Raw genomic sequence first — 23,027 nt, forward strand, 5'->3', positions numbered from 1 at the left:
CAATTAGAAGGTAGCACGGTTGGCAAGGAAATGGCAAGAACTTATCAGAGGGCTCGGGAAAATATGACAAATTCCAACGGCTTCGAATGTTTAAATCGACATTTTTCCTTTCATACTAAATAGAAAAGGGAGATGCCGAATGAAATTTGATCCCACCCGGCCTTTGGTTGTGCAGAATGATTTCACAGTGCTGGTAGAAACGCATCACCCGGACTTTGAGGCAGTAAGGACTCAATTAAGCCAATTTGCCGATTTATTGAAAAGTCCCGAGCATCTTCATACCTATAAAATAACACCGTTGTCGGTCTGGAATGCAGCCGCTTCAGGGATGAAACTGGAAGAAATCACTTCGTTTTTGCAGCAGAAGGCTAAATTTGGACTGCCCACTGCAGTGCTTGGCGGAATACGCAAATACGTGTACAGGTATGGGGTCTTACGCTTGGAGAGTGTAGGTAATGAGCTCCATCTGGTCAGCGACGATACGGTCATTCTGAAAGAAATTATCGGCCGCGAATCGTTGAGCTCCTATTTAAGGGAGGCCAAGGGGGAGAGAGCCATCAGCATTTCACAGGAACATAGAGGCCTTCTCAAGCAGGAATTAATTAAAATGGGTTATCCAGTCGACGATATGGCTGTCTATCGAAGCGGGGAGCATGTCCCGATCGATTTCCGACAGGAAACATTTGAGGCAGAACCGTTTCAGCTGAGGGACTATCAAAGAAGCGCGGTAGAGGCATTTCGCTGTACGGAAGCTGCTGGACGAGGTGCAAGCGGAGGCAGCGGCGTGTTGGTGCTTCCTTGCGGAGCGGGTAAGACGATTATTGGGATTGGCGCGATGGAGGCTTATAACTGCGCTACATTAATTCTAACAACCAATGTGACCTCTGTTAAACAGTGGAAACGGGAGATTCTGTCCAAAACCTCCTTAACGGAAGAACAAGTCGGAGAATACACCGGCGCTTGCAAAGAAGTGAAGCCTGTGACCATCGCTACGTACCAGATCTTAACCCATCGAGCCAATAAAGAAGATGAATTTAGCCATATGCAAATTTTTCATCAGCGGGAATGGGGGTTAATTATTTATGATGAAGTACATTTGCTGCCTGCGCCAGTGTTTCGCGCCACGGCTGACATCCAGGCCACAAGAAGATTAGGCTTAACAGCAACTTTGATTCGAGAGGACGGTAGGGAAGAGGATGTTTTCTCCTTGATTGGCCCCAAGCGTTATGAGATCGGATGGAAGGAGCTTGAATCCAGCGGTTATATCGCTAAGGTAGCCTGTATAGAGTTACGTGTGCCCTTAGAGGATAAAGCTCGTGAAGACTATGCATTCTCGGATGCAAAGAGACAATTTCGTATCGCAGGTGAAAATATCGTCAAGCTGGATGTGATTGATGCGCTGCTCAAGCAGCATGAACAAGAGCAGGTGCTCATCATAGGTCAGTATCTGGATCAATTAGAGCGCATATCCCAAAGGACTGGCGCTCCGGTCATTAACGGAGAAATGCCACAGGAACAACGGGACATCTTATATCAGAAGTTCAAGGACAGCAGCGTATCGGTCTTGATTGTATCTAAGGTAGCTAACTTTGCTGTGGACCTGCCGGACGCATCCGTTGCGATTCAAGTATCAGGCAGCTTCGGCTCCAGACAAGAGGAGGCCCAGAGGCTTGGAAGAGTGCTGAGACCTAAAAAAGGGACAAATTCAGCGGTTTTTTATTCCATTGTGAGCCGGGACACCAAAGAGCAGGATTTCTCGCTTAAGAGACAATTATTTCTTGTTCAGCAGGGCTACCAGTATGCATGGCTCGATTGGGAGCACTGGCAGCAGAGTACCGAGACAGGAGGACATCATGAAGTACGAGCAGGTGTATAGAAAGCTACCGCGTGAAATCAAAGAACAATTGAAGGCAGGTCCGTGGTTTGCAGAATCGGGGCTGCCGCTGGATCGGATTCACGCTTTATTAACCGATGATGAAGCTTTGAGCAGCTTGCGCCGAATGCTGTCGAAGACGGAGCTGCGTGTTCTGAAGCTGATATGGACAGCCTTTGCTGCGGAGCCGTTCACGACGCATGGTCTTGAAAAATTCGCGGGAGCCAGATTATCCGGAGCTGAAATCCAAGCCGGGCTTTACGGCTTGCGGCGACAAGGGCTTGTAGCTGCATTCCGCAAGTCCTGGGGGAGCAGCTCTTCATACTGCCGGAGGATGGCATTGATGCGTGGCTGACGCTCTTATTCCCTGATATTCACATCCGCAAGCTAGACGAAGCTATGGCCCTGGATATGCATCTTGAACCGGAGGAAGCACTTATTCTGCAAGAAAGGGGACTGGCACAGACCCTATTTCACTTTTTAGTCCAATGTGCGAAGCAGGAACGATTACTTTACTCTGCGAAAGGCGTGCTGCCGAAAAAGCAGCTCCAAAAGCTACTACAAGAACCTTCTTTAGGTGGTGAGGTGCTCCGCCGAACAGGTCTTTCCTTTACAGCTAAAGATGCTTATGAGCCTTTAGTAGCGGTTTTGCTGGAAAGTGCTTATAAACTGAACATCCTTCTGCCTGATGATCAGGGGATCTTCATAGATTTGAGTGCGCTTGGGCGATGGCTGCAGCTGTATTATGATATGCAGGAGGCTGAACTTTATAAGCACTGGAGACAATTGTATCTGCCCGCGCCGGCATGGCTGCATCACTGTATGATTCTTATTGAAAATAGCGCGGAGCAAGCACAAGAAGCATGGCACTCGTTAAATGATATTGCCGCCGCTGCAGTCGACATGCAAAGTTGGGACGACGGTTTATCCAAAGAGCAGGTCATGTCTGCGCTTCTGGAGCAGTGGATTCGACCGCTTCAACTATTCCGGTGGCTAGAGCTGGCTGTGGATAAACAGGGCGGCCTGTGGTTTCATGTTCTAGTCGATATGTCATTCAGTGATCGGAACAATAATTGCTTTTCATTACAAAAGAATATGGATGAGAAGCCCGGGCATTCGGCTACATTTTATGTACAACCGGACTTTGAATTGATCCTTCCTCCGGATGTTCCGCCTTCCATTGAATGGGAGATTGCCTCTTTTGCCGAACTGCTTACCTCGGATGCAGTGCGAATGTACCGCATAAATAGAGAAAGCTTAAAAGCATGTGAATCGGGCTATAGCGCAGCTTCCGTTTCGACTTTTCTAATGGAGTATGCCTGCTTTGAAGTGCCGGAGGTGATTCCAACAACGCTTCATCAATGGGAGCAGCAGCTGGGTAAGTTATATTTCGAAGAGGTTACACTGCTGCGCTGTAAGTCGGCTGAGCTCGCTGAGTTAGTAGAAAAGCATCCGTCATGCCAACCTTATTTACAAGAAAAATCGGAACGAAGGACTTCCGAATCCAAAAAGAACATCTCAAGAAAGTACAGGTTATCGTCGAAAAAATGGGCTATCATCCCAAAAAATGCTGCAAAAGCATGTTGCATCTTCTACTGATACCGTTGTGGGTCGGGATATGTCCGGGGACCAGGACTCGGACAGAGAAAACAAGAAAAATAAGGGTATGTTCTATACCAGAGATCACATTCAGCTGTATGAAATTGACACGGCTTGGCCCGATCATCGTGAGTTGTATCCTGATTTAGAGGAGATTCCATCCGGTTGGTTGAAGGATTGTAGAGAGTATCATGCTGCTACGCGCAAGGATATGATCCGCAAAGCAATTGAATGGAAGAGCTTCATTAAACTGCGTGAAGAAGGCCGTGAAAGGCTCATTGTTCCGAAAGCGCTCTATGAAGAAAGAACTGGTTGGTCGCTGATTGGCTTTGAAAATCATAAAGAGGTTACGCTGGCGGGGGATGCCTGGGAGCAAATGCAAATTGTTTTGCCAGGTATTAATGACGAAGAAAAGGAAGAAAGTCTGTGAGAACTATGTTATGATGAAGAAGTAATATAGTTCTAATGGAGAGGCAGGTTGAATACTACCTATGAGTATTATGGAGAGCGAAATACTGGACATGTCCGCGATTCTGCTTCAGGCGTACGACATGGGCGATATGATTAATTCCTCTGCCGAAGTGGCAGATTACTTATATTGGAAGTCCATTGTGGAGAACAGCGAAGAAGTCAAAGAGCTTAAGAAGCTGTTTGCCAAGAAAAAGAAGCCTTTGAAGAGTGTGAAAGATTCGGACACTATCACCCTAGCTATCACGATGCGCTAGCCGCAGTAAATGAAGTGCAGGAGAGGCTGAATGCGATTGAAGCCGTTTCCCGCTTTAAGCAAGCCGAAGACCGGTTAGATGACTTGTTGTATACAGTATCCACAACGATCGCGCATGCGGTCTCCGATTCTATTAAAGTGCCGAGTAATAATCCTCTGCCCACCGGCAAAGGCTGCAGCTCCGGCGGAAGCTGCAGCGGTAACTGCGGTTAAAGGCTGAAATCAGGCTCGATGCGGCCAACTTCAGTCCCTTGCCAGTTGCGCTGAACAGGGGTATGGAACTCAGCTAAAGCAGCAACTTCCGCTGCTGAGAGCAGGCTAAGCTGATGTAAAGCTTCCACGACGGCAGGATACAGCGCACGCTGGTTGCCGTCTTCAACTTTAACTGCGAACCCTATTCCTTCTATAGGAATGGTAAGCGCGAAGACGCCTTCGGCTCCCATCTTACCGACAATCCGACCTTGGGTTGCGCGGATGAGCTGGGTGTCGAAGCGATCATCGCCAGCTAAGCATTCGGGATTCTTCCGAACGGAGTCGATGATTTGTCGGCAAGCGCTTGCACGCTCCGCGGCCAAACCGTCAGGTTGACCCAATCGCGCAAAAGCCACAGCCAGACGATCGATAGTCATGCCGAACACAGGAACACCGCAGCCGTCTGTACCTAGGATCATCTCTTCTTGGCTCACATCCGACAGGTCGCTGACTGCTTCCAGCATGAACTTCTGCACTGGATGGTTCACATCCATGTAAGTATCCACAGGTGCCTGCAAATAGGCGGCAAGTGTGAGCATTCCCGAATGCTTGCCCGAGCAGTTGTTATGCAAGCTCGTGGGCTGAATTCCGCGCCTACGCATCTCCTGTGCAGTTGGCGTGTGGTAAGGCTCGTGCACGCCGCACTGCAGATGCGTGTGCGACAGGCCGATCTTGGCCAGGATGGACTGGGCCAAGTCGGCATGCTGCGCTTCCCCGTTGTGGGAAGCACAGCATAAAGCAATTTCGGCCTGGCTGAGGCCGAAATGGGCCGCCGCGCCGGACTCGAGGACCGGCAGCGCTTGGATCAGCTTCGCCGTCGACCGGGCGAAGGTGCGAAGGAAGGGATCGCCGGCTTCGTGAAGCAGCGATCCTTTTGAGTTAACCACCGCGAGATGGATGCGGTGGATGCTTTCAGTAAGAGGTCCGCGGTAGACGCGGACTAGGGCTTTGGACATTTTCATAAATGACAATCACTCCATAACGGGATTTATCGAAAGAAGGTAATCATGATGATGATCGAGCGAAGCGGATTAATCATATGGGTAAGTGATACGAAAGCCGCAAGAAATTTAGAACGATTCGGCTCTCTACACTACATATCCAAAAAAATGAACTATGCGGTTCTCTACATCCACAGCAGTAAGCTGGAAGAGACGATGAAAAGTCTGCAGAAGCTGCCTTACGTGAAGAAGATAGAACGCTCGTACCGCAACGAAATTAAAACAGAATACAGTAGTAATATGCCGGACAAAACTAGATTTTACACCCTCTGAGGCGACAGTGCAAAACAGAAGCTTCGAAAGAAGCTTTTTCTTTTTGTTTGAATTTTTGAATAGTGGGTATTTTTCCGTGAATTGATCAATATGTATTAATAATTTCATAGGAATTGACAATGAAAATTGTAATGAGGTAAAGTAAAATATAACATACAAATGGTAAACAATAGGTAATCGGTCTCATTTTCAGAAGGGAGGGGTTGTGATCATGAAAGATAAGATAATGGGGAGATGGAGTACTTACGAACCATTTTTCGTACAACTAGGAGATAAGAAAGTAGCAGACATCGTGATCACCAATCATGCGAAGCTGAGATGGACTGATCGTGTCTCTATAGATAACGCTTCCTTGGAGGAAATTTGTTCCTTCATGTGGGAAAAGCTGAAAAACAATAAGATCGTCCCTTATTACCGGAATGAACAGGACGTCTATTTAATTGATGAGGACCTTGTCGTGGTCGCCGAATTTACGCAAATGGAGAAGGAAACGGACATCGCGGGCAATCCCTTGCACAAAATGATCATCGTTACTTTCTTGGGTAAGATGTCGGAAACCATTGAGCTTCGAGATTTGAAGTCGTATTATTCATGGCTGCGGCATTCGCGGCGAATGACCTTGATCAAGAACAGCCGCAAGCGCAGATAGCTCAAATCCTGGTATTCAAAGAGTGTGCGGGCATGAATCCGCATGCTCTTTTTTGGGTTTGAGCACGCAATCGAATAGACTCTGCTTATCTTTTTACATATAATGAAAGCAAAAGAGAGGCGGTCGACGATGGCACTGAATTTTCACCAACTTCACATATTTTACACCGTAGCGGAAAAAGGCAGCTTTTCGCACGCAGCTAACGCGCTGCATATGACACAGCCTGCTGTAACGATGCAAATTCAATCCCTCGAGGATTATTTTGGCGTAAAGCTATTTCACCGAAGCACGAAGAAAATCGAGCTGTCCGAGGCGGGCCGAACCTTGATGCCGTTTGCCAAGCGCAGCATAGAACTTATTCGCGAGACCGATGTAGCGATGTCCCAATTCACGCAAATGATCGAGGGCCGGCTGCAGCTGGGAGCAAGCTTGACGATGGGGGAATATATTCTGCCGCGGCTACTCGGACCGTTCAGTAAAGAATACCCGAATATATTGGTATCCATGAAGGTGATGAATACTGCGCAGATTCTCGATGAGATTCTCGGCCATCAGCTGAATTTTGGTCTCGTTGAAGCGCCGATTCATCATCCCGACGTTCATACCGAAGCGATTCTGAGTGATGAACTCAAGCTGATTGTCCCTGCAGGGCACCCGCTTGATGAATTGGATGTCATCCACTTTGACGATGTGCTTAAATATCCGTTCGTGCTTCGTGAGCAGGGGTCAGGGACGAGAAGAGTGATGGAAGAAGAGCTCACGAAGGCTAAGGTTGATTACAGTAAAATGAATATCGTGATGGAGCTGGGAAGCACCGGTGCCATAAAGTCGGCTGTAGAAGCCGGGCTCGGGATTTCCATCCTTTCGCAGTCCTCCGTGAAGCACGAGGTTACATTAGGCTTATTTAAGATTAAAGAAATCGAAAATATCCGATTTGAACGAAGCTTTTACGCTATTTCATTAAATTCCACACTGCTGCCTATATCGGCAGTCAGCTTTATGACCTTTATGCGCCAAGAAAATTTAAGCCAGTGGCTGTGAATGAAGGAGGATTCCGGATGGAATTACGTATGGAAGCAGATTTGCATACACATACAACGGCGTCGGACGGCACACAGCGACCTGCAGCTAATGTGCAAATGGCCTATGAAAATGGCCTCGGAGCTATTGCTATCACGGATCATGATACAGTATCCGGTGTTGCGGAGGCACTCGAGGCCGGGCGTAAGCTTGGAATCGAGGTTGTGCCGGGGGTTGAAATTAGTACGGTTGCCCGCGGTCAGGATATCCATGTGCTGGGCTATTACATCAACATCACCGATGCGAAGCTATTGAGCCGTTTGGACTCGCTTCGCGAAACGAGGGACAAGCGCAATGAGATGATCATTGAGAAGCTCCAACAGTTGGGTATAGCGATTACAATGGATGAGGTGCTTCAAGAGGTCGCAAATGTGAAAACAAAAGGCGACACGGTAGGCCGGCCGCACATAGCGGCTGTTTTGCTGAAAAAGGGTGTCGTTGCTTCCATAAGCGAGGCTTTTGACAGCTATTTGGGCAAAGGAGCTGCGGCATACGCCAACCCACCCCGGATCGAGCCGAAGACTGCTATCGAATGGATTCATGAGGCGGGGGGCAAGGCTGTTCTGGCCCATCCCGGCATCTATCATGATGATGAGCTGGTCGAAATCATCATGGCACAAGGGCTGGATGGTATCGAGGCTTATCATTCAGACCATACCCCGGAGCAAGAAGCGAAGTATGTACAGTTAGCCAAGACGAACGGTCTCCTTGTGACGGCGGGGTCAGACTTCCACGGTGAACGAGGGGGCGTTGTTTTCCATGCGCCAATCGGCGCCAGACGAATAGGCATCGAGGTTGTTACGGAACTGCGTAAAGGAAGGAGCGAATAAAGTGAAAAAATTCGTAAAGCTATTATTCCGGCCGCGGGGCTCGGCACACGATTTTTGCCTGCGACCAAAGCGCAGCCAAAGGAAATGCTGCCTATCGTGGATAAGCCTGCTATTCAGTATATTGTTGAGGAAGCGATGGCTTCGGGCATCGAAGATATTATCATCGTAACAGGACGCAACAAGCGGGCGATTGAGGATCATTTTGACAAGTCCGTGGAATTGGAAACGACTTTGGAAGTAAAGGGGAGCTCCAAGCTTCTGGAGATCGTGCAGTCGGTCTCAAACCTGGCTGACGTTCATTATATTCGGCAAAAAGAACCTCTTGGCTTAGGTCACGCTATTCTTTGCGCCCGGAAGTTTATCGGAGACGAGCCGTTTGCCGTTCTGCTGGGGGACGATATTTTGCAGTCGAATCCTCCCGGACTTAAGCAAATGATTGATCTCTATGAACAAAAACAAACCTCGGTCATCGCGGTACAGGAAGTGCCGTGGGAGGATGTTGATAAATACGGTATTGTTTCTCCAGCCAACGAGATGAATGGATTCAGTCTGATTGAGGATTTGGTCGAGAAACCTGACAGGAGCGCAGCCCCTCCAATTTGGCTGTCATAGGCAGGTATATTATTGAACCCGAAATCTTTCATATTCTCGAAAATCAGGAGCCGGGTAGAGGCGGAGAAATCCAGTTAACCGATGCGCTGCGTAAATTGAACCTCGAGCATCAAATGGTAGCCTATTTAATGCAAGCCGACCGATATGATGTAGGGGACAAATTAGGATACATCGAAGCAACTATAGAACTTGCCCTGAGAAGACCCGATTTGCAGGCGCAAGTGAAGGCCTACTTGACGGATTTGGTTCGAAAATGGGATTAATACTTACATAACTTACTCTATAAAACAAAACAATAGGCTATCCCACAGGTCGCGGCGCGGCCTAAGAGGGATAGCCTATTTCAGTTGACAAATCCGCTCGTCCTTTAAGGACGACAAAGTCGTTTATGCTTAGTTACTTCATGGTGAGCTTCATGAGCTTTATTTTTTGTTCTTCCGGTGTAACATAGATTGTTTTTTGATTGACATAAATCACGAACCCCGGCTTGGAGCCGTTGGGCTTATGAACGTGCCGGATTAATGTGTAATCTACAGGCACTTGACTGGACTGCTTCGCTTGACTGTAGTAGGCGGCAAGCTCAGCTGCTTCTAGCAACGTGCTGTCTGGAAAACTGTCGCTGCGAATCACAACATGAGAGCCGGGAATATCTTTCGTATGCAGCCATGTGTCATTGGAACCGGCGAGACGGTTTGTCAAATATTCGTTCTGCGTGTTGTTTTTGCCTACATAGATCGGAATGCCGTCACTGGATAGATAACAAGCAAGGATCGGCTTATCCTGCTTTTTCTTTTTCCGTTGTTTTTTCTGGCGGTCCCTTACATAGCCTTGTTCAACGAGCTCCTCACGAATTTCCTCGATATCAGCCATAGAAGCAGAACTAAGCTGCTGCAGCAGGGTCCGCAAATAATCAATTTCCTGATGGGTTTGCTCAATCTGTTCCTGAACAATCGAAGTGCTGTTCTTCATTTTGGTATATTTTTTAAAATACCGTTGTGCATTCTCCGATGGTGTCAGAAGAGGGTCCAATACAATACGGATCAAGGCTTGGTCCTCGTCATAATAATTGACGGTCTCAAGCTCCTTATCTCCTCTTTTCACAGTATGAAGGGATGCATTGAGCAGTTCTCCTGAAATCCTGAATTTGTCTGCATCCTTGGATTCTTCCAGGGTTTCATGCAGTTTTTCTAACTTTTTCATATTCTTATTGAGCTCGTTTTGAAGGAAACGAAACAGATCGTTTGTCCGCTGCTTGACTGTATCCCGTTCGGCTTTATCACCGTAAAAGCTTTCGAGGCACTCGCTTACCGTAGCAAATCGAGTAGGTTCCCCATCGATGTGAGTAAGCCGGGTCATAGCAAAATAGAGCTTTCCCGATTCTCGGCTTTCCACAATTTCAGGTTCAATTCTGTTGTTGGTGGCCGCTTCCATCAGTTCGCGGAAAGCCTTCCATATCCACTCTAGAATGACCTCCGTCAGTTCTTCTCCGCTTGGATATCCGCTTCGATACACAATCTCCTTTGCAATTAATGGGCTAAGACCACTAAAGCTGTTCACGATTCGATTCTCAGCTTTCTCACCTTCATGTGCATGCATCATTTCCATGAACTCGGCTTTGTTTGTGTTCAGCGGATTGCGTTTCTCTTGCTCGGGAGGCGCGGTATATTTACTCCCCGGCATGACAATGCGGTAGGAACTGATTGCAGGAGTGACGTGGTGAATTCCGTCTAGAATCGTTCCGGTAGATGGATCCAAAATCATGATATTGCTATGACGCCCCATAATTTCGATGAGAAGCACTTTGGTGCTCACATCGCCAAGCTCATCTCTCTGGCGCACTTGAATACGAATGACACGTTCCATCCCAACTTGCTCGATGGCCTCGATCACACTGCCTTCACAATGCTTCCGCATCAGCATGCAGAACATGGGTGCTTCCAGAGGGTTTGTGAATTGTTGGCTGGTTACGTGAATCCTTGGGTAGGTAGGGTTTGCGGAAAGCAAGAGCTTTATATTTTGTCCCTGCGCCCTGATATGCAGCAGAACATCGTTATCGTTCGGTTGGTGAATTTTGTTTATTCGTCCGCCTACGCATGCTTGAAGCTCATGCACAAGCGCATGCAGAACGAGTCCGTCTAATGCCATACTCCATACAACTCCATTCTATGTTGAAACTGCTAGCCTCTATCATGCCATATTTTCAGCAAAAACTTAAGCGGCTTTTCCTCGGAAAGATGATTTCAGGGATATTTTCCTGCTTGTCTGAATACATTTACGTACCAGAGGTTGTTTACTGGGTCCAGTTCGGGAAGGACACGGACAAGTAACCCTATTTCGAGGAAAGGCAAGTACATGGAGGAATTGGGAGGGAGAAGGGCGGATGAGTCAGAGCAATTGGTACCAGATGACGGCGGAAGAAGTCTTGCAATCTCAGCAGGTGAGTATGCAGCAAGGGTTGCCCTGGGAAGAAGCGATCAAGCGTCAGGCTGAGGTTGGACGCAATGAGCTTGCGGAAGGACAGCGCATCTCGCCGTTAACGCTGTTTCTGAATCAATTTAAAGACTTTATGGTGTTGGTGCTGCTTGGCGCGACATTAATCTCGGGTCTATTGGGCGAGTATCTCGATGCGATTACAATCGTCGTCATTATCATGATGAACGGTATTTTAGGATTTCTGCAAGAGTTTCGGGCTGAACGTTCGCTGCGTGCTCTAAAAGAGCTGTCCGCGCCACATGCCAAGGTAATTAGGGAAGGTGGCATTCACCAAGTTCCAGCGCGCGATCTGGTCCCTGGCGATATCGTACTGCTGGAAAGCGGAGATCGGATCCCCGCGGATGTGAGGTTCCTGAAACGAACGGTGTATATATTGAGGAATCTGCATTAACTGGCGAATCCGTACCGGTGAGCAAAATGACGGATGCGCTGCCGAATACGGAAGTGGCCTTAGGGGACCAACGAAATCTTGGCTTCATGGGAACGATGATGTCTAGAGGCACAGCCAGGGCCGTAGTAATTCGGACGGGCATGGATACGGAAATGGGCAAGATCGCTGATTTAATTCAAAACACAGAATCGATGGAGACGCCGCTGCAGCACCGTCTGGAGCAGTTAGGCAAGATTCTCATTATCGTCGCGATCGCACTCACTATTCTTGTTGTTGTGGCTGGTATTATGCATGGACAGCCGCCATATGCTATGTTCTTGGCCGGCGTTAGCTTAGCGGTTGCTGCTATTCCTGAAGGATTACCGGCGATTGTTACGATCGCTTTGGCTCTTGGCGTTCAACGCATGATTAAACGGAAGGCGATCGTTCGTAAGCTGCCATCCGTTGAAACGCTGGGCTGCGCATCGGTGATTTGCTCCGATAAGACAGGCACATTGACGCAGAACAAGATGACCGTCACCCACATTTGGGTAGGCGGAGATATATTGGAAGTGACAGGCGACGGCTATTCCCCGAATGGTCACATTCATGCAGATGGTCAGCAGGCGGATCCGCGCAAACACCCAATGCTGAATAAGCTGCTGCAGGTATCTTTGCTTTGTAACAATGCGTCGCTGTATGAGGAAAAGCAAGAACAGAAGCGCAAGAGAGGGAAGGAAGCTGCAGAAGATACAGCTTCGACCTGGAGCATCAAAGGCGATCCGACAGAAGGCGCACTGGTTGTTCTCAGCGCCAAAGGTGGAATTACCCAAGATCAGCTTGATGATCAATTCAAACGAATCGCTGAATTTCCGTTCGATTCTGAGCGCAAGCGAATGTCTGTTCTGGTCTCCTATGATGGGGGAAGGTTAGCCTGCACGAAGGGTGCTCCCGATGTGCTGCTTCAGCACTGCAGCTACATCCTGTGGGACGGCAAAGTCATTCCATTTACGAGCACGTTAAAGCAAAAAGTGATGTCCGCCAACGAAGGCATGGCTAAATCAGCTCTTCGCGTACTTGGGCTAGCTTACAAGGAGCTGAAAAGCACGGATCGTTGGGAAGATTCCGAGGATATTGAGAATGGACTGGTATTCGTAGGCCTAACCGGCATGATCGATCCACCGCGTAAGGAAGTACGCGAAGCGATCTCCAAATGCCGTAAAGCTGGTATCCGTACGGTCATGATTACGGGGGATCATCTCACGACAGCTGAGGCCATCGCGAAGCAGCTAGGCATGCTGCCGACAGGCGGCATCAGTATGAGCGGGCAGCAGCTCGGACTTCTTTCTGATGAAGAGCTGGATGCCAAAATCGATGATATGTACGTATTTGCACGTGTTTCGCCCGAGCATAAGCTTCGAATAGTCAAAGCCTTGCAGCGCAAAGGACATGTGGTAGCTATGACCGGAGACGGGGTCAACGATGCGCCTGCGATCAAAGCGGCTGACATCGGGATCGCAATGGGAATCACCGGTACGGATGTTTCAAAGGAAGCTTCATCGCTGATTCTCAGTGACGACAATTTTGCGACGATTGTGGCAGCTATAGAAGAAGGCCGTGGTATTTACGAGAATATTCGTAAGTTCATCCGGTATTTGCTGGCATCTAACGTAGGTGAAATTATGACGATGTTTATCGCCATGATGGCCGGCATGCCGCTGCCGCTTGTCCCGATTCAAATTTTATGGGTCAACCTCGTTACAGATGGGCTCCCTGCGATGGCTCTGGGGGTGGACCAAGCGGAGAAAGATCTGATGCAGCAGCATCCGCGTTCCTCCAAAGAGAACATTTTCGCCAGAAGATTGGGTTGGAAAATTATCAGCCGTGGGATTTTGATTGGCATATGCACACTGGGAGCTTTCTGGCTTGTTCTCCGTGTAAATCCGGATGACCCAGAGACGCTGGTCAAAGCGCAAAGTGTTGCGTTTGCCACATTAGTTATGGCGCAGCTTATTCATGTATTTGATTGCCGCAGTTCGCGTTCTATTTTCCATCGCAATCCGCTGCAAAACCGCTATCTGGTGCTTGCTGTGCTGTCTTCCTTGATTTTAATGCTCGCCGTGATGTATGTAGATCAACTGCAGCCAATCTTCAAAACAGTTCCGCTCGGTTGGAAGGATTGGATTCTTGTATTGATCGCCGCCGGCATTCCAACATTCTTGATGGGGCTTGGCAGCGTTCTGTCTCCGAAGAAGACCAAGCGCTCCAGCGGCGCGTCTTACAGCAAAAAGCCAAGCTTCCGTTAAGAACCAACCAACATATCATGAGCTGCCCCTGTGGCGGCTCTTTTTATTGTAGGTGCACATCATGCCAATGAGTAGCAGCCTTTCTTTTGCTTGAAAATGCTTTGCAACGAACTGCTTTTACGCTATGATATTGGCTAAACGACGAGTATAGGAGCTAATGGAGAGCCATGAACTTTACCAAAATGCATGGATTAGGCAATCATTTTATTGTTATAGCAGGAGAGCAAGAGCTGCCGGTTGGAGTTGATCAGTTAGCCGTGAAGCTTTGCAATCGATTCTTTGGAATTGGTGCAGACGGCCTGGTCTATATTCTTCCCTCCGAGCAAGCGGATTTTAAAATGCGTATCATTAACTCAGACGGGTCTGAAGCCGAGCAGTGCGGCAATGCAATCCGCTGTGTAGCCAAATATGTATATGACCATGGAATGACGTCGAATGAAGAAATTACGGTCGAAACTTTGGGCGCTGGCGTGCAGAAGGTGCAGCTGAATGTAAAAGACGGAAAAGTGGCGACCGTACGCGTTGATATGGGACAGCCGATTCTAAATGGCTTGATGGTGCCAACCACAGTTGATCAAGAGCCTGTGCTGAATCACCCGATCGAAGTCGGCGGAAAAGAATTCCGTTTCACAGCTGTTTCCATGGGGAACCCGCATTGTGTGATTTTTGTGGATGACGCCGTGCATTTCGACCTCGATGCTTGGGGTCCGCAACTGGAAGTGCATCCGGTGTTTCCACGCAAAGTCAATGTCGAGTTCGTTACTGTAAAAAGCCGTGACTACGCGGATATGCGAGTTTGGGAACGCGGTGCGGGACCAACTCTTGCTTGCGGTACCGGAGCTTGCGCTACGCTTGTTGCCGCTGTCTTGAATGGTCTTACGGATCGTCAAGGGATCGTTTCCTTTGAAAGGCGGGGACCTGCATATTGAGTGGAAGGAAGACGACAACCACGTATATATGACGGGGCCGGCAGAGGAGGTTTTCAACGGAGTTTTGTAGTCGGGGAACAAAACAATGCATCAGGATGCGATGCAAGTATGTGAGTCATGAAAACTATGAAAGCTATGAAAGCTATGTAAGCTATGTAAGCTAGTGTAATAAGTTGTATCAAATTATTTGATAAGCTTTTGTCTTATTATTCCCTCTCTTTTTGTGATACAGTAGAACTACATTTTTTCAGTAAATGGGGAGTTGCGATGAAAACGGATCTTCGTACGGCGCTGCAGACAAGTATCCTTACCGGAGACGGCGCTATGGGGACTTACTTATATCAGATGGGATTTCCTGTCGGCATTTCTTATGAAGAACTGAATTTGCTCAGACCGGAAACGGTTGTCGACGTGCACCGACGCTATTTTGAGGCCGGTGCTCGTCTTATTGAAACGAATACCTTCTCGGCCAACCGCGAGAAATTATCCAAATATGGTCTGGAAGGTGATGTTGAGGCGATTAACCGTGCAGGCGTAGCATTAGCCAGACAGGCTGTCGGGAGCGAAGCCTACGTGGTGGGGGCAATTGGATCGATTCGTGCGGGGAAAAGGAAAAACGTACGTACAGCCGATGTAGAAGTCGCACTTCGTGAACAAATCGGCTTCCTTCTGGACTCGCCGGTGGACGGCTTGCAGCTGGAGACGTTCTACGATCTCGAGGAGCTGCAGCTTGCTCTGGGCATCATTCGAAGCATGAGTGACCTGCCGGTAATCTGCCAGTTCGCGACAGAAGCGGCCGGCAGCACGGCTGACGGCGTGCCACTGCAAGAGGCGTTCGAGCGTCTGAAGGACGGCGGGGCCGACGTAATCGGCTTCAACTGCCGTGTCGGCCCGAACGGCATCCTGCGCTCCATGGAGCGCCTAGCCCCGCTTTCGGGCGTGCCATTCTCCGCGTTCCCGAACGCGGGACTTCCCGACTACGTGGACGGGAAGATTACCCTTTGCGGCGACGCCCGAGTACTTCGCCGAGAGCGCGCTGCGCCTCGCCGACCTCGGCGCGCACCTGATCGGCGGCTGCTGCGGCACGACGCCGGAGCATATCGCCGCTGTCGCCAAGGCGCTCAGCGGCTACGTGCCGGCGGCGCCAGGCGCCGCTTCAGCGCACGCGCCTGCCGTGCGCGTGATCGAGCCGGCGCAGCCTGCGCCGCCGGCGGAAGAGCCAACGCTGCTGGACATCGTCAAGCAGCGCAAGACCGTCATTGTCGAGTTAGATCCCCCGAGGGATCTCGACATTGACAGAATTTATGCAGGGCTCGAAGGCCCTGCAGGACGCGCACGTCGACGCCATTACGATGGCCGACAACTCGCTTGCGGTAACGCGCATGAGCAACCTGGCACTCGGCCATCTCGTGCAGGATAAGCTGGGCGCGCGTCCGCTGATCCACATCGCGTGCCGCGACCGCAACATGATTGGGACACAGTCCCATCTGATGGGGCTGCACGCGCTCGGTATCAACCATGTGCTTGCTGTGACCGGCGACCCGGCCAAGTTTGGCGATCTGCCCGGTTCCAAGTCGGTTTATGACCTTACTTCCTTTGAGATTATCCGCATGATCAAGCAGTTGAACGAAGGGATTGCCTTCTCCGGCAAGCCGCTAAAGAAGAAAGCTAGCTTCGTCGTTGGCGCCGCGTTCAATCCAAACGTCAAGCACTTAGACAAAGCCGTGCAGCGGCTTGAACGTAAAATCGAAGCAGGGGCCGATTATATCATGACACAGCCCGTGTACGACGCTGAATTGATCGAGCAAATCTATGAATCTACCAAGCATCTGAATGTGCCTATTTTCCTAGGTATAGCGCCGCTTGCCAGTGGAGGCAACGCCGAATATTTGCATAATGAAGTGCCGGGCATTCAGCTTTCCGATGAAGTCAGGGCTCGCATGAAGGACTTGAAGGGCGAAGAAGGACGCGCTGTTGGCGTTGAGATCGCCAAGGAGCTCCTGGACGCAGCTATGAAATATTTTAACGGCATCTATTTGATGACGCCTTTCCTGCTCTATGAAATGAGCGTTCAATTGACGAACTATGTGTGGGAAAAGTCGAATCGTCATGATTTCCACTTGTACCCACTTTCAAAATGAATTAAAATAGGGTAATGGATGTGAACAGGATGATTTGCAGCATGACCGGGTTCGGACAAGCGAGCCGTTCCTTTGCGGGTTATAAGGTGTTTATTGAGGCGAAATCGGTAAACCATAGATACTGTGAAGTCGCGATTCGGATGCCCAAGGAATGGGCGCGTTTTGAGGATCCATTGAAAAAGACAGTGCTGCAAACCGTCAAGCGGGGACGTGTCGATGTCTTTGTAACTGTAGAAAAGGAAGCGGCTTTCCCAAAAGAGGTATCCGTTGACATTGCTTTAGCGGATGCCTATATGCAAGCTGCTGAGCAATTGAAGCTAAGATATGGCTTTCAGGAACAGGTTTCACTGATGGATCTGTTAAAGCTGCCGGATTTGGTGCAGACGAGAGAAGAACGACCTGAATCTGATGATGTAGTGGAGCAAGAGCTATGTGAATGCATGACCGAAGCGGTGGCCGCTTTGTCGCAGATGAGACGACGAGAGGGAGTCCATCTTGCTGAAGATATTGCGGCTAAGCTGGGCGGCTTACAAACCGCTCATGCGGAGCTTCGAGCTTATGCTCCACAGGTTGTCCAAGATTACGCAGCTAAGCTAAGAGTCAGAATTCAGTCCTTGCTGCAGGATCAAGACCACCATTGATCAGCAGAGATTGGCCGCAGAGATTGCTTTATTTGCAGATCGTTCCAATATTGATGAAGAACTAACCAGACTGCAAAGCCATTTTTCTCAGTGTGAAGCTCTTTTGACATCCGGTGAACCGGTGGGGCGCAAGCTTGATTTCATGATTCAGGAGATGAACCGCGAGGTCAATACGATCGGTTCCAAGGCTAACTACGCTGAACTGACGTCTAGAGTCATTGAAATGAAAGCCGAATTGGAAAAAATGCGGGAACAAATACAGAATATCGAGTGAGGTGCGAGAGCGCTTCGCGAGGAGGAAGTTGAATGGCTATCAAACTAATCAATATCGGGTTCGGCAATATCGTTTCAGCGAACCGAATTATCTCGATCGTTAGCCCGGAATCGGCGCCGATCAAACGGATTATTCAGGAGGCGCGCGATCGCCACATGCTGATTGATGCTACATATGGACGAAGAACCCGTGCCGTTATTATCACCGACAGTGATCATGTTATTTTGTCGGCGGTACAACCTGAAACGGTAGCGCATCGACTTTCGAACAAGGACGATGATCATGACGAGTAATACGAACACATTAGAACGCGAACGAGGCATATTAATTGTATTGTCGGGTCCTTCCGGTGTCGGCAAAGGAACTGTCTGCGCAGCTCTGCGCAAGCTGTCTTCGGATATTGTGTATTCCGTGTCCGCGACTACACGCGCTCCAAGACAGGGCGAAGTGGAAGGCGTGAATTATTTTTTCAAAACCAGGGAACAATTCCAGCAGCTTATTGATGCTGACGAAGTACTGGAATGGGCGGAGTATGTCGGCAATTTTTACGGCACACCGCGACGTTTTGTCGAGGACACGCTTCGTTCCGGGCATGATGTTATTCTGGAAATCGAGGTGCAAGGAGCTCTTCAAGTCAAGCAGAAGTTTCCTGAAGGTGTGTTCATCTTCTTGCTGCCGCCTTCTCTCGACGAACTGCAGAACCGGATTGTGACAAGAGGAACCGAAACGGAAGAGGTTATTCAAAGCCGTATGTCGGTTGCCGTAGACGAAATCCGCTTAATGGAACACTACGATTACGCTATTGTGAATGACCGTGTGGAAACCGCATGTTCGAAGATTCAGGCAATACTTGCGGCTGAGCATTGCAAAAAAGACCGCATGTTTCCGAAAATTATTCAATGGATTGGTGAGGTGAAGTAAATCATGTTGTACCCTTCAATTGATAAGCTTCTTGATAAAGTAGACAGCAAATATTCGTTGGTGGTTGCCGCTGCAAAGCGAGCCAGATTGCTAAGAGACGGTTCCAAGACCGAGTTGAAAGGACAAAAATCCCACAAAAACGTCGGCATTGCCTTGGAAGAACTGTACGGTGATCTGATCTCTTACGAGAAAATCCAGACCAAAGAACTCGTGAAATAATGCTTGATCCGACAACCCTAGTGGTTGTTATTTTTTTCCCGTCAAGAGGAATCCCAAGAAGGAGGTCTTCCGATGAGTGTGCTTCAAGGGAAAACAATCGTATTAGGAGTGTGCGGCGGCATTGCGGCCTATAAAGCTGCTGCCCTCACCAGCAAGCTAACCCAAGCAGGTGCCGAAGTAAGGGTGATCATGACGGACTCAGCGGTACAATTTGTTGCTCCCCTGACGTTTCAAACGTTGTCCAAGCATCCCGTATTTGTGGATACGTTCGATGAGAAGGATGCGTCGGTTGTTGCACATATTGATTTGGCGGATCGTGCCGATTTGATGTTGATCGCGCCAGCTACAGCCAATATGCTTGGCAAGCTTGCGCTAGGGCTTGGCGACGATATGCTGAGCACAACACTCTTGGCAGCGACGGCCCCGATCTGGGCTGCACCTGCGATGAATGTGCATATGTATGCCAACCCAGCTGTACAAGCGAATATGTCCACCTTACGAAGTAGAGGCGTTCGATTTATTGAACCTGGAGAAGGCCAGCTAGCGTGCGGGTATGTAGGCAAAGGGCGACTGGCGGAGCCAGAGGAGATCTTTGCAGCCATTGAACGTCATTTTACAGGACAAGGAATTTTACAAGGGAAACGAGTGCTTGTAACGGCAGGGGGACGGTCGAAAGGATCGACCCTGTTCGTTACATCACCAACGATTCCTCTGGCAAAATGGGGTATGCCATCGCGGAAATGGCAGCGAAAATGGGGGCGGAAGTGACGCTCATCTCTGGTCCTACGGCATTGCCGTGTCCAGATGGAGTCTTACGGATCAACATCCAATCTGCACTGCAAATGAGAGAAGCTGTTCTTAGCAGATTGCAGGAACAGGATGTCATTGTGAAGGCGGCTGCCGTAGCGGATTATAGACCTATTGAAATCGCTAGTCAAAAAATAAAGAAGAAGTCCGAAACCTTGACCCTGGAACTCGTCAAAAATCCTGACATTCTACAGGAGATCGGAGCGAGCAAAAAAGGGCAAATTGTTGTTGGCTTTGCTGCGGAGACGGAGCTGCTCGACGAACGGGCTATGGATAAGCTGAACCGCAAAAACTGTGATTTGATTGTCGGCAATGATGTTTCGCAGGAGGGAGCGGGCTTCGGCATAGATACCAATATCGTTCGTATTTACGATCGGAACGGTCTTGTAGTGGCACTTCCGATGCTCAGCAAGATGGAGGTAGCGCGCAAGCTGCTCGAATTGACGGCTGCGCGTATGGCGCCGAATAAGGAAAGCTCAGGGTTGTAAAGGGGAATGGGGATGTATGCAAAAGTCATCGTGGATGTGCCGGCTAAGCAGACCAACCGGGCATTCGATTATGTAGTGCCGCTGCCGCTTCGCAAATGGGTAGAGGTGGGCAGTAGAGTCGGGGTTCCATTCGGCCCCCGGGTACTTCAAGGATTTGTCGTGGAGCTTCAAGAGGAAAGCAGTGTAGATCCAAAACGAGTTAAAGCCATTCAGCATGTGATGGACGTAGTGCCTCCTTTGACTCCGGAGCTTGTCGGGCTTGGAAGATGGATGAGCGGCATGTATTTATGCCATGAAGTAACAGCTCTGCAGGCCATGCTGCCCGGTGCTCTTAAAGCGAAGTATGAACGTGGGATTCAAATAGGGGACCATGCTGGTGAGCAGGCTCGTACGGCGCTCCCCGACGTTTTAGATATTTTAGAATTTGTCAGGTTAAAAGGGACTGTTGGCATGGAGGCTCTGATGGAACGATTTCCTAATGAGGGGCTTCTAGTTAAACAGTTAATTGAAAGTGGCGCTCTCAGCGAGGTTCAGATTGTCAAAGACCGCATGAATACCAAAAAAGCATTAACTATATTCCCGCCGGAACAAATCGGCGTTTTGGAAGATGCGGTTCAAGAGCTTTCGGTACGTGCAGTGAAACAAAAAGAAGTACTTCGCTTCCTGATGGATCATCCCGTACCGATTCGATTGGCAGAGCTCATGGATAAGCTGCAAGTCGGGGCCGGGACCGTTAAGAGCTTGTCGGACAAAGGCTGGTTTGAATTGCGTGAAGTTGAAGTCGGCCGTGATCCATATGCAGGCAGGACATTCCTCCGCACCAAACCGCTGCCGTTAACGGATGAGCAGGATCATGTTTTCCAAGAAATCCAGAGTGCGGTAGCGGCTCATCGGCATGAAGTGTTCTTGCTACAGGGCGTGACCGGCAGCGGTAAAACGGAAGTCTACTTGCAGTCCATTCAAGAATGCTTGGACCAAGGGCGAGAAGCTATCGTGCTGGTGCCCGAGATCTCGCTGACTCCGCAAATGGTGGAGCGGTTTAAAGGCCGCTTCGGTGACTTGGTTGCTGTTCTTCACAGCCGCTTGTCTAACGGAGAACGATATGACGAGTGGCGGAAAATTACGCGCAGGCAAGTAAAGGTCGTCATTGGAGCTCGCTCGGCGATATTTGCGCCATTTACCCGAATTGGGCTCATTATTATTGATGAGGAGCATGAATCCTCGTACAAACAAGAAGAGAGTCCTAAGTATCATGCCCGCGAGATTGCGGTACAGAGAGCTCTTCAGCATCAAGCAGTCGTTGTGCTTGGTTCGGCGACTCCTTCCTTAGAGAGTATTCAACGCACTCGAAGCTATCGAGGAGGAAAGCCTTCCTACCGGCTGCTTTTGATGCAGCAGCGGGTTGCGGGACGGCCAATGCCGAAGGTTCATATTGTGGATATGCGTGAGGAGCTGAAGGGCGGAAACCGGTCTATGTTCAGCCGCCCGCTGTATAAAGCGATTGAAGAACGGTTACACAAGAAAGAACAGACGGTTTTACTATTGAACCGGCGTGGATATGCGACATTCGTGATGTGCCGGACATGCGGGTTTGTATCAACCTGCCCACATTGCGACATTTCTCTGACGTATCATCAAAGCTCTCGCATGCTGAGGTGTCATTATTGCGGTTATGCGGAGCGGGAAGTATCGCAATGTCCAAGCTGCAGCTCCGAGCATATTCGTCATTTCGGAACAGGTACGCAGCGCGTCGAAGAGGAGCTCGGAAAGCTGTTTCCCGGCATACGCGTCATTCGCATGGATGTAGACACTACCACGGAGAAGGGCTCCCACGAAAAGTGGCTGACTATGTTCAGAGAGAAGCAAGCGGATGTTTTGCTGGGAACCCAGATGGTTGCCAAGGGATTGGATTTCCCGGATGTGACGCTCGTTGGCGTTATCGCTGCCGACACGGTTCTGAACCTGCCCGATTTCCGCTCGGCGGAACGAACCTTTCAGCTTTTGACCCAGGTGGCGGGGCGGGCGGGACGGCATGAAAAGCTGGGCGAGGTCTTTGTACAAACCTATACGCCAGAGCATTACAGCGTTCAATGTGCGAGCAGGCATGATTTCGGCGGATTTGCCAATCATGAGCTGGATATTCGAGCAACCTTAGGTTATCCCCCTTTTCAAAGACTGATCTTGATTACATTTTCACATGAGGAGCTTCCGCTGTTGGTCAAGTCTGCTGAAGCTTTTGTCACGAGACTGAAGGAACTGGCAGCAGATCAGCTTAGAAGTGAAAATGATTTATTTTCAGCTGTGGAACAGACTCCGGAACCAGCTCATATGGAGGTTTTAGGACCTGTTGCGTCACCAATATCCCGAATCAAAGATAGATATCGATTCCAATGCGTGGTAAAATATCGGGGGAATGTTCAGGCTTCGCAGCTGATTGGCAGCGCGGTGTCCTGGTTTGAGGAGCGGTCTTCCAAGGAAAAGCTGCAGATCAGCGTGGATGTGGATCCGCAATACTTAATGTAACATATGGATGGCAGTTCGATGC

The 23,027-nt window shown here is 49.4% G+C and carries 14 protein-coding genes and 7 pseudogenes; 19 read left to right on the forward strand and 2 right to left on the reverse strand.

Annotated elements, in window-relative coordinates; genetic code table 11:
- Positions 1 to 139: 139 nt before the first annotated feature.
- The 5 genes and pseudogenes from L0M14_RS09170 to L0M14_RS09190 all read left to right on the forward strand — a co-directional run bounded on the left by L0M14_RS09170 (position 140) and on the right by L0M14_RS09190 (position 4,409).
- Complete coding sequence (locus tag L0M14_RS09170) at positions 140 to 1,876, forward strand: DNA repair helicase XPB (protein ID WP_235121829.1); 1,737 nt, start codon at positions 140 to 142, stop codon at positions 1,874 to 1,876.
- Positions 1,854 to 2,228: a hypothetical protein gene (locus L0M14_RS09175; protein ID WP_235121830.1), complete on the forward strand. Its 375-nt coding sequence runs from the start codon at positions 1,854 to 1,856 to the stop codon at positions 2,226 to 2,228. The genes L0M14_RS09170 and L0M14_RS09175 overlap by 23 nt, the downstream gene beginning before the upstream one ends.
- Before the next feature lie 44 nt (positions 2,229 to 2,272).
- Positions 2,273 to 3,472 (forward strand): helicase-associated domain-containing protein, encoded by a 1,200-nt coding sequence (locus L0M14_RS09180; RefSeq protein ID WP_235121831.1) that lies wholly within the window; start codon positions 2,273 to 2,275, stop codon positions 3,470 to 3,472.
- 19 nt (positions 3,473 to 3,491) lie between these two features.
- Positions 3,492 to 3,902 carry a hypothetical protein gene (locus L0M14_RS09185; RefSeq protein WP_235121832.1) on the forward strand — a complete coding sequence of 137 codons (411 nt, stop codon included), beginning with the start codon at positions 3,492 to 3,494 and terminating at the stop codon, positions 3,900 to 3,902.
- Positions 3,903 to 3,963: 61 nt separating this feature from the next.
- Positions 3,964 to 4,409, forward strand: a pseudogene (locus tag L0M14_RS09190) (YlbF family regulator).
- On the opposite strand, the gene L0M14_RS09195 reads toward L0M14_RS09190, so the two are convergent.
- Complete coding sequence (locus L0M14_RS09195) at positions 4,406 to 5,410, reverse strand: asparaginase (protein ID WP_311198862.1); 1,005 nt, start codon at positions 5,408 to 5,410, stop codon at positions 4,406 to 4,408. The pseudogene L0M14_RS09190 and the gene L0M14_RS09195 overlap by 4 nt on opposite strands.
- A 48-nt stretch (positions 5,411 to 5,458) precedes the next feature.
- On the opposite strand from L0M14_RS09195, the gene L0M14_RS09200 reads away from it, so the two are divergent.
- From L0M14_RS09200 to galU, 5 genes and pseudogenes are all read left to right on the forward strand, one after another.
- Complete coding sequence (locus tag L0M14_RS09200; protein WP_235122861.1) at positions 5,459 to 5,722, forward strand: YlbG family protein; 264 nt, start codon at positions 5,459 to 5,461, stop codon at positions 5,720 to 5,722.
- 211 nt (positions 5,723 to 5,933) lie between these two features.
- Entirely contained in the window at positions 5,934 to 6,371 is a 438-nt protein-coding gene (locus tag L0M14_RS09205) for a hypothetical protein (RefSeq protein ID WP_235121833.1), read from the forward strand.
- Between the two features lie 129 nt (positions 6,372 to 6,500).
- Positions 6,501 to 7,412 carry a selenium metabolism-associated LysR family transcriptional regulator gene (locus L0M14_RS09210; protein ID WP_235121834.1) on the forward strand — a complete coding sequence of 304 codons (912 nt, stop codon included), beginning with the start codon at positions 6,501 to 6,503 and terminating at the stop codon, positions 7,410 to 7,412.
- Positions 7,413 to 7,429: 17 nt separating this feature from the next.
- On the forward strand, positions 7,430 to 8,281 hold the full coding sequence (locus L0M14_RS09215; RefSeq protein ID WP_235121835.1) for a PHP domain-containing protein: 852 nt from the start codon (positions 7,430 to 7,432) through the stop codon (positions 8,279 to 8,281).
- 9 nt (positions 8,282 to 8,290) lie between these two features.
- Positions 8,291 to 9,156 (forward strand): annotated as a pseudogene (gene galU, locus L0M14_RS09220) (UTP--glucose-1-phosphate uridylyltransferase GalU).
- A gap of 133 nt (positions 9,157 to 9,289) precedes the next feature.
- On the opposite strand, the gene L0M14_RS09225 reads toward galU, so the two are convergent.
- On the reverse strand, positions 9,290 to 11,038 hold the full coding sequence (locus L0M14_RS09225; protein ID WP_235121836.1) for an Rqc2 family fibronectin-binding protein: 1,749 nt from the start codon (positions 11,036 to 11,038) through the stop codon (positions 9,290 to 9,292).
- A gap of 235 nt (positions 11,039 to 11,273) precedes the next feature.
- On the opposite strand from L0M14_RS09225, the pseudogene L0M14_RS09230 reads away from it, so the two are divergent.
- From L0M14_RS09230 to priA, 9 genes and pseudogenes are all read left to right on the forward strand, one after another.
- Positions 11,274 to 14,062 (forward strand): annotated as a pseudogene (locus L0M14_RS09230) (calcium-translocating P-type ATPase, SERCA-type).
- Between the two features lie 167 nt (positions 14,063 to 14,229).
- Positions 14,230 to 15,061: pseudogene (dapF, locus tag L0M14_RS09235) on the forward strand (diaminopimelate epimerase).
- 197 nt (positions 15,062 to 15,258) lie between these two features.
- Positions 15,259 to 17,132 (forward strand): annotated as a pseudogene (locus tag L0M14_RS09240) (bifunctional homocysteine S-methyltransferase/methylenetetrahydrofolate reductase).
- Between the two features lie 29 nt (positions 17,133 to 17,161).
- Positions 17,162 to 18,047: pseudogene (locus L0M14_RS09245) on the forward strand (YicC/YloC family endoribonuclease).
- A gap of 32 nt (positions 18,048 to 18,079) precedes the next feature.
- The gene (gene remA / locus L0M14_RS09250) at positions 18,080 to 18,340 is read left to right on the forward strand and encodes an extracellular matrix/biofilm regulator RemA (RefSeq protein WP_009672664.1); all 261 of its coding nucleotides are present in this window, start codon (positions 18,080 to 18,082) and stop codon (positions 18,338 to 18,340) included.
- Positions 18,330 to 18,968 carry a guanylate kinase gene (gene gmk, locus L0M14_RS09255; RefSeq protein ID WP_235121837.1) on the forward strand — a complete coding sequence of 213 codons (639 nt, stop codon included), beginning with the start codon at positions 18,330 to 18,332 and terminating at the stop codon, positions 18,966 to 18,968. The genes remA and gmk overlap by 11 nt, the downstream gene beginning before the upstream one ends.
- Positions 18,969 to 18,971: 3 nt before the next feature.
- Positions 18,972 to 19,187: a DNA-directed RNA polymerase subunit omega gene (gene rpoZ / locus L0M14_RS09260; RefSeq protein ID WP_235121838.1), complete on the forward strand. Its 216-nt coding sequence runs from the start codon at positions 18,972 to 18,974 to the stop codon at positions 19,185 to 19,187.
- Between the two features lie 78 nt (positions 19,188 to 19,265).
- Positions 19,266 to 20,482: pseudogene (gene coaBC, locus L0M14_RS09265) on the forward strand (bifunctional phosphopantothenoylcysteine decarboxylase/phosphopantothenate--cysteine ligase CoaBC).
- A gap of 12 nt (positions 20,483 to 20,494) precedes the next feature.
- On the forward strand, positions 20,495 to 23,005 hold the full coding sequence (gene priA / locus L0M14_RS09270) for a primosomal protein N' (RefSeq protein ID WP_235121839.1): 2,511 nt from the start codon (positions 20,495 to 20,497) through the stop codon (positions 23,003 to 23,005).
- Positions 23,006 to 23,027 lie beyond the last annotated feature (22 nt).

It is taken from the genome of Paenibacillus hexagrammi (assembly GCF_021513275.1).
In the GTDB taxonomy this organism is placed as follows: domain Bacteria; phylum Bacillota; class Bacilli; order Paenibacillales; family NBRC-103111; genus Paenibacillus_E; species Paenibacillus_E hexagrammi.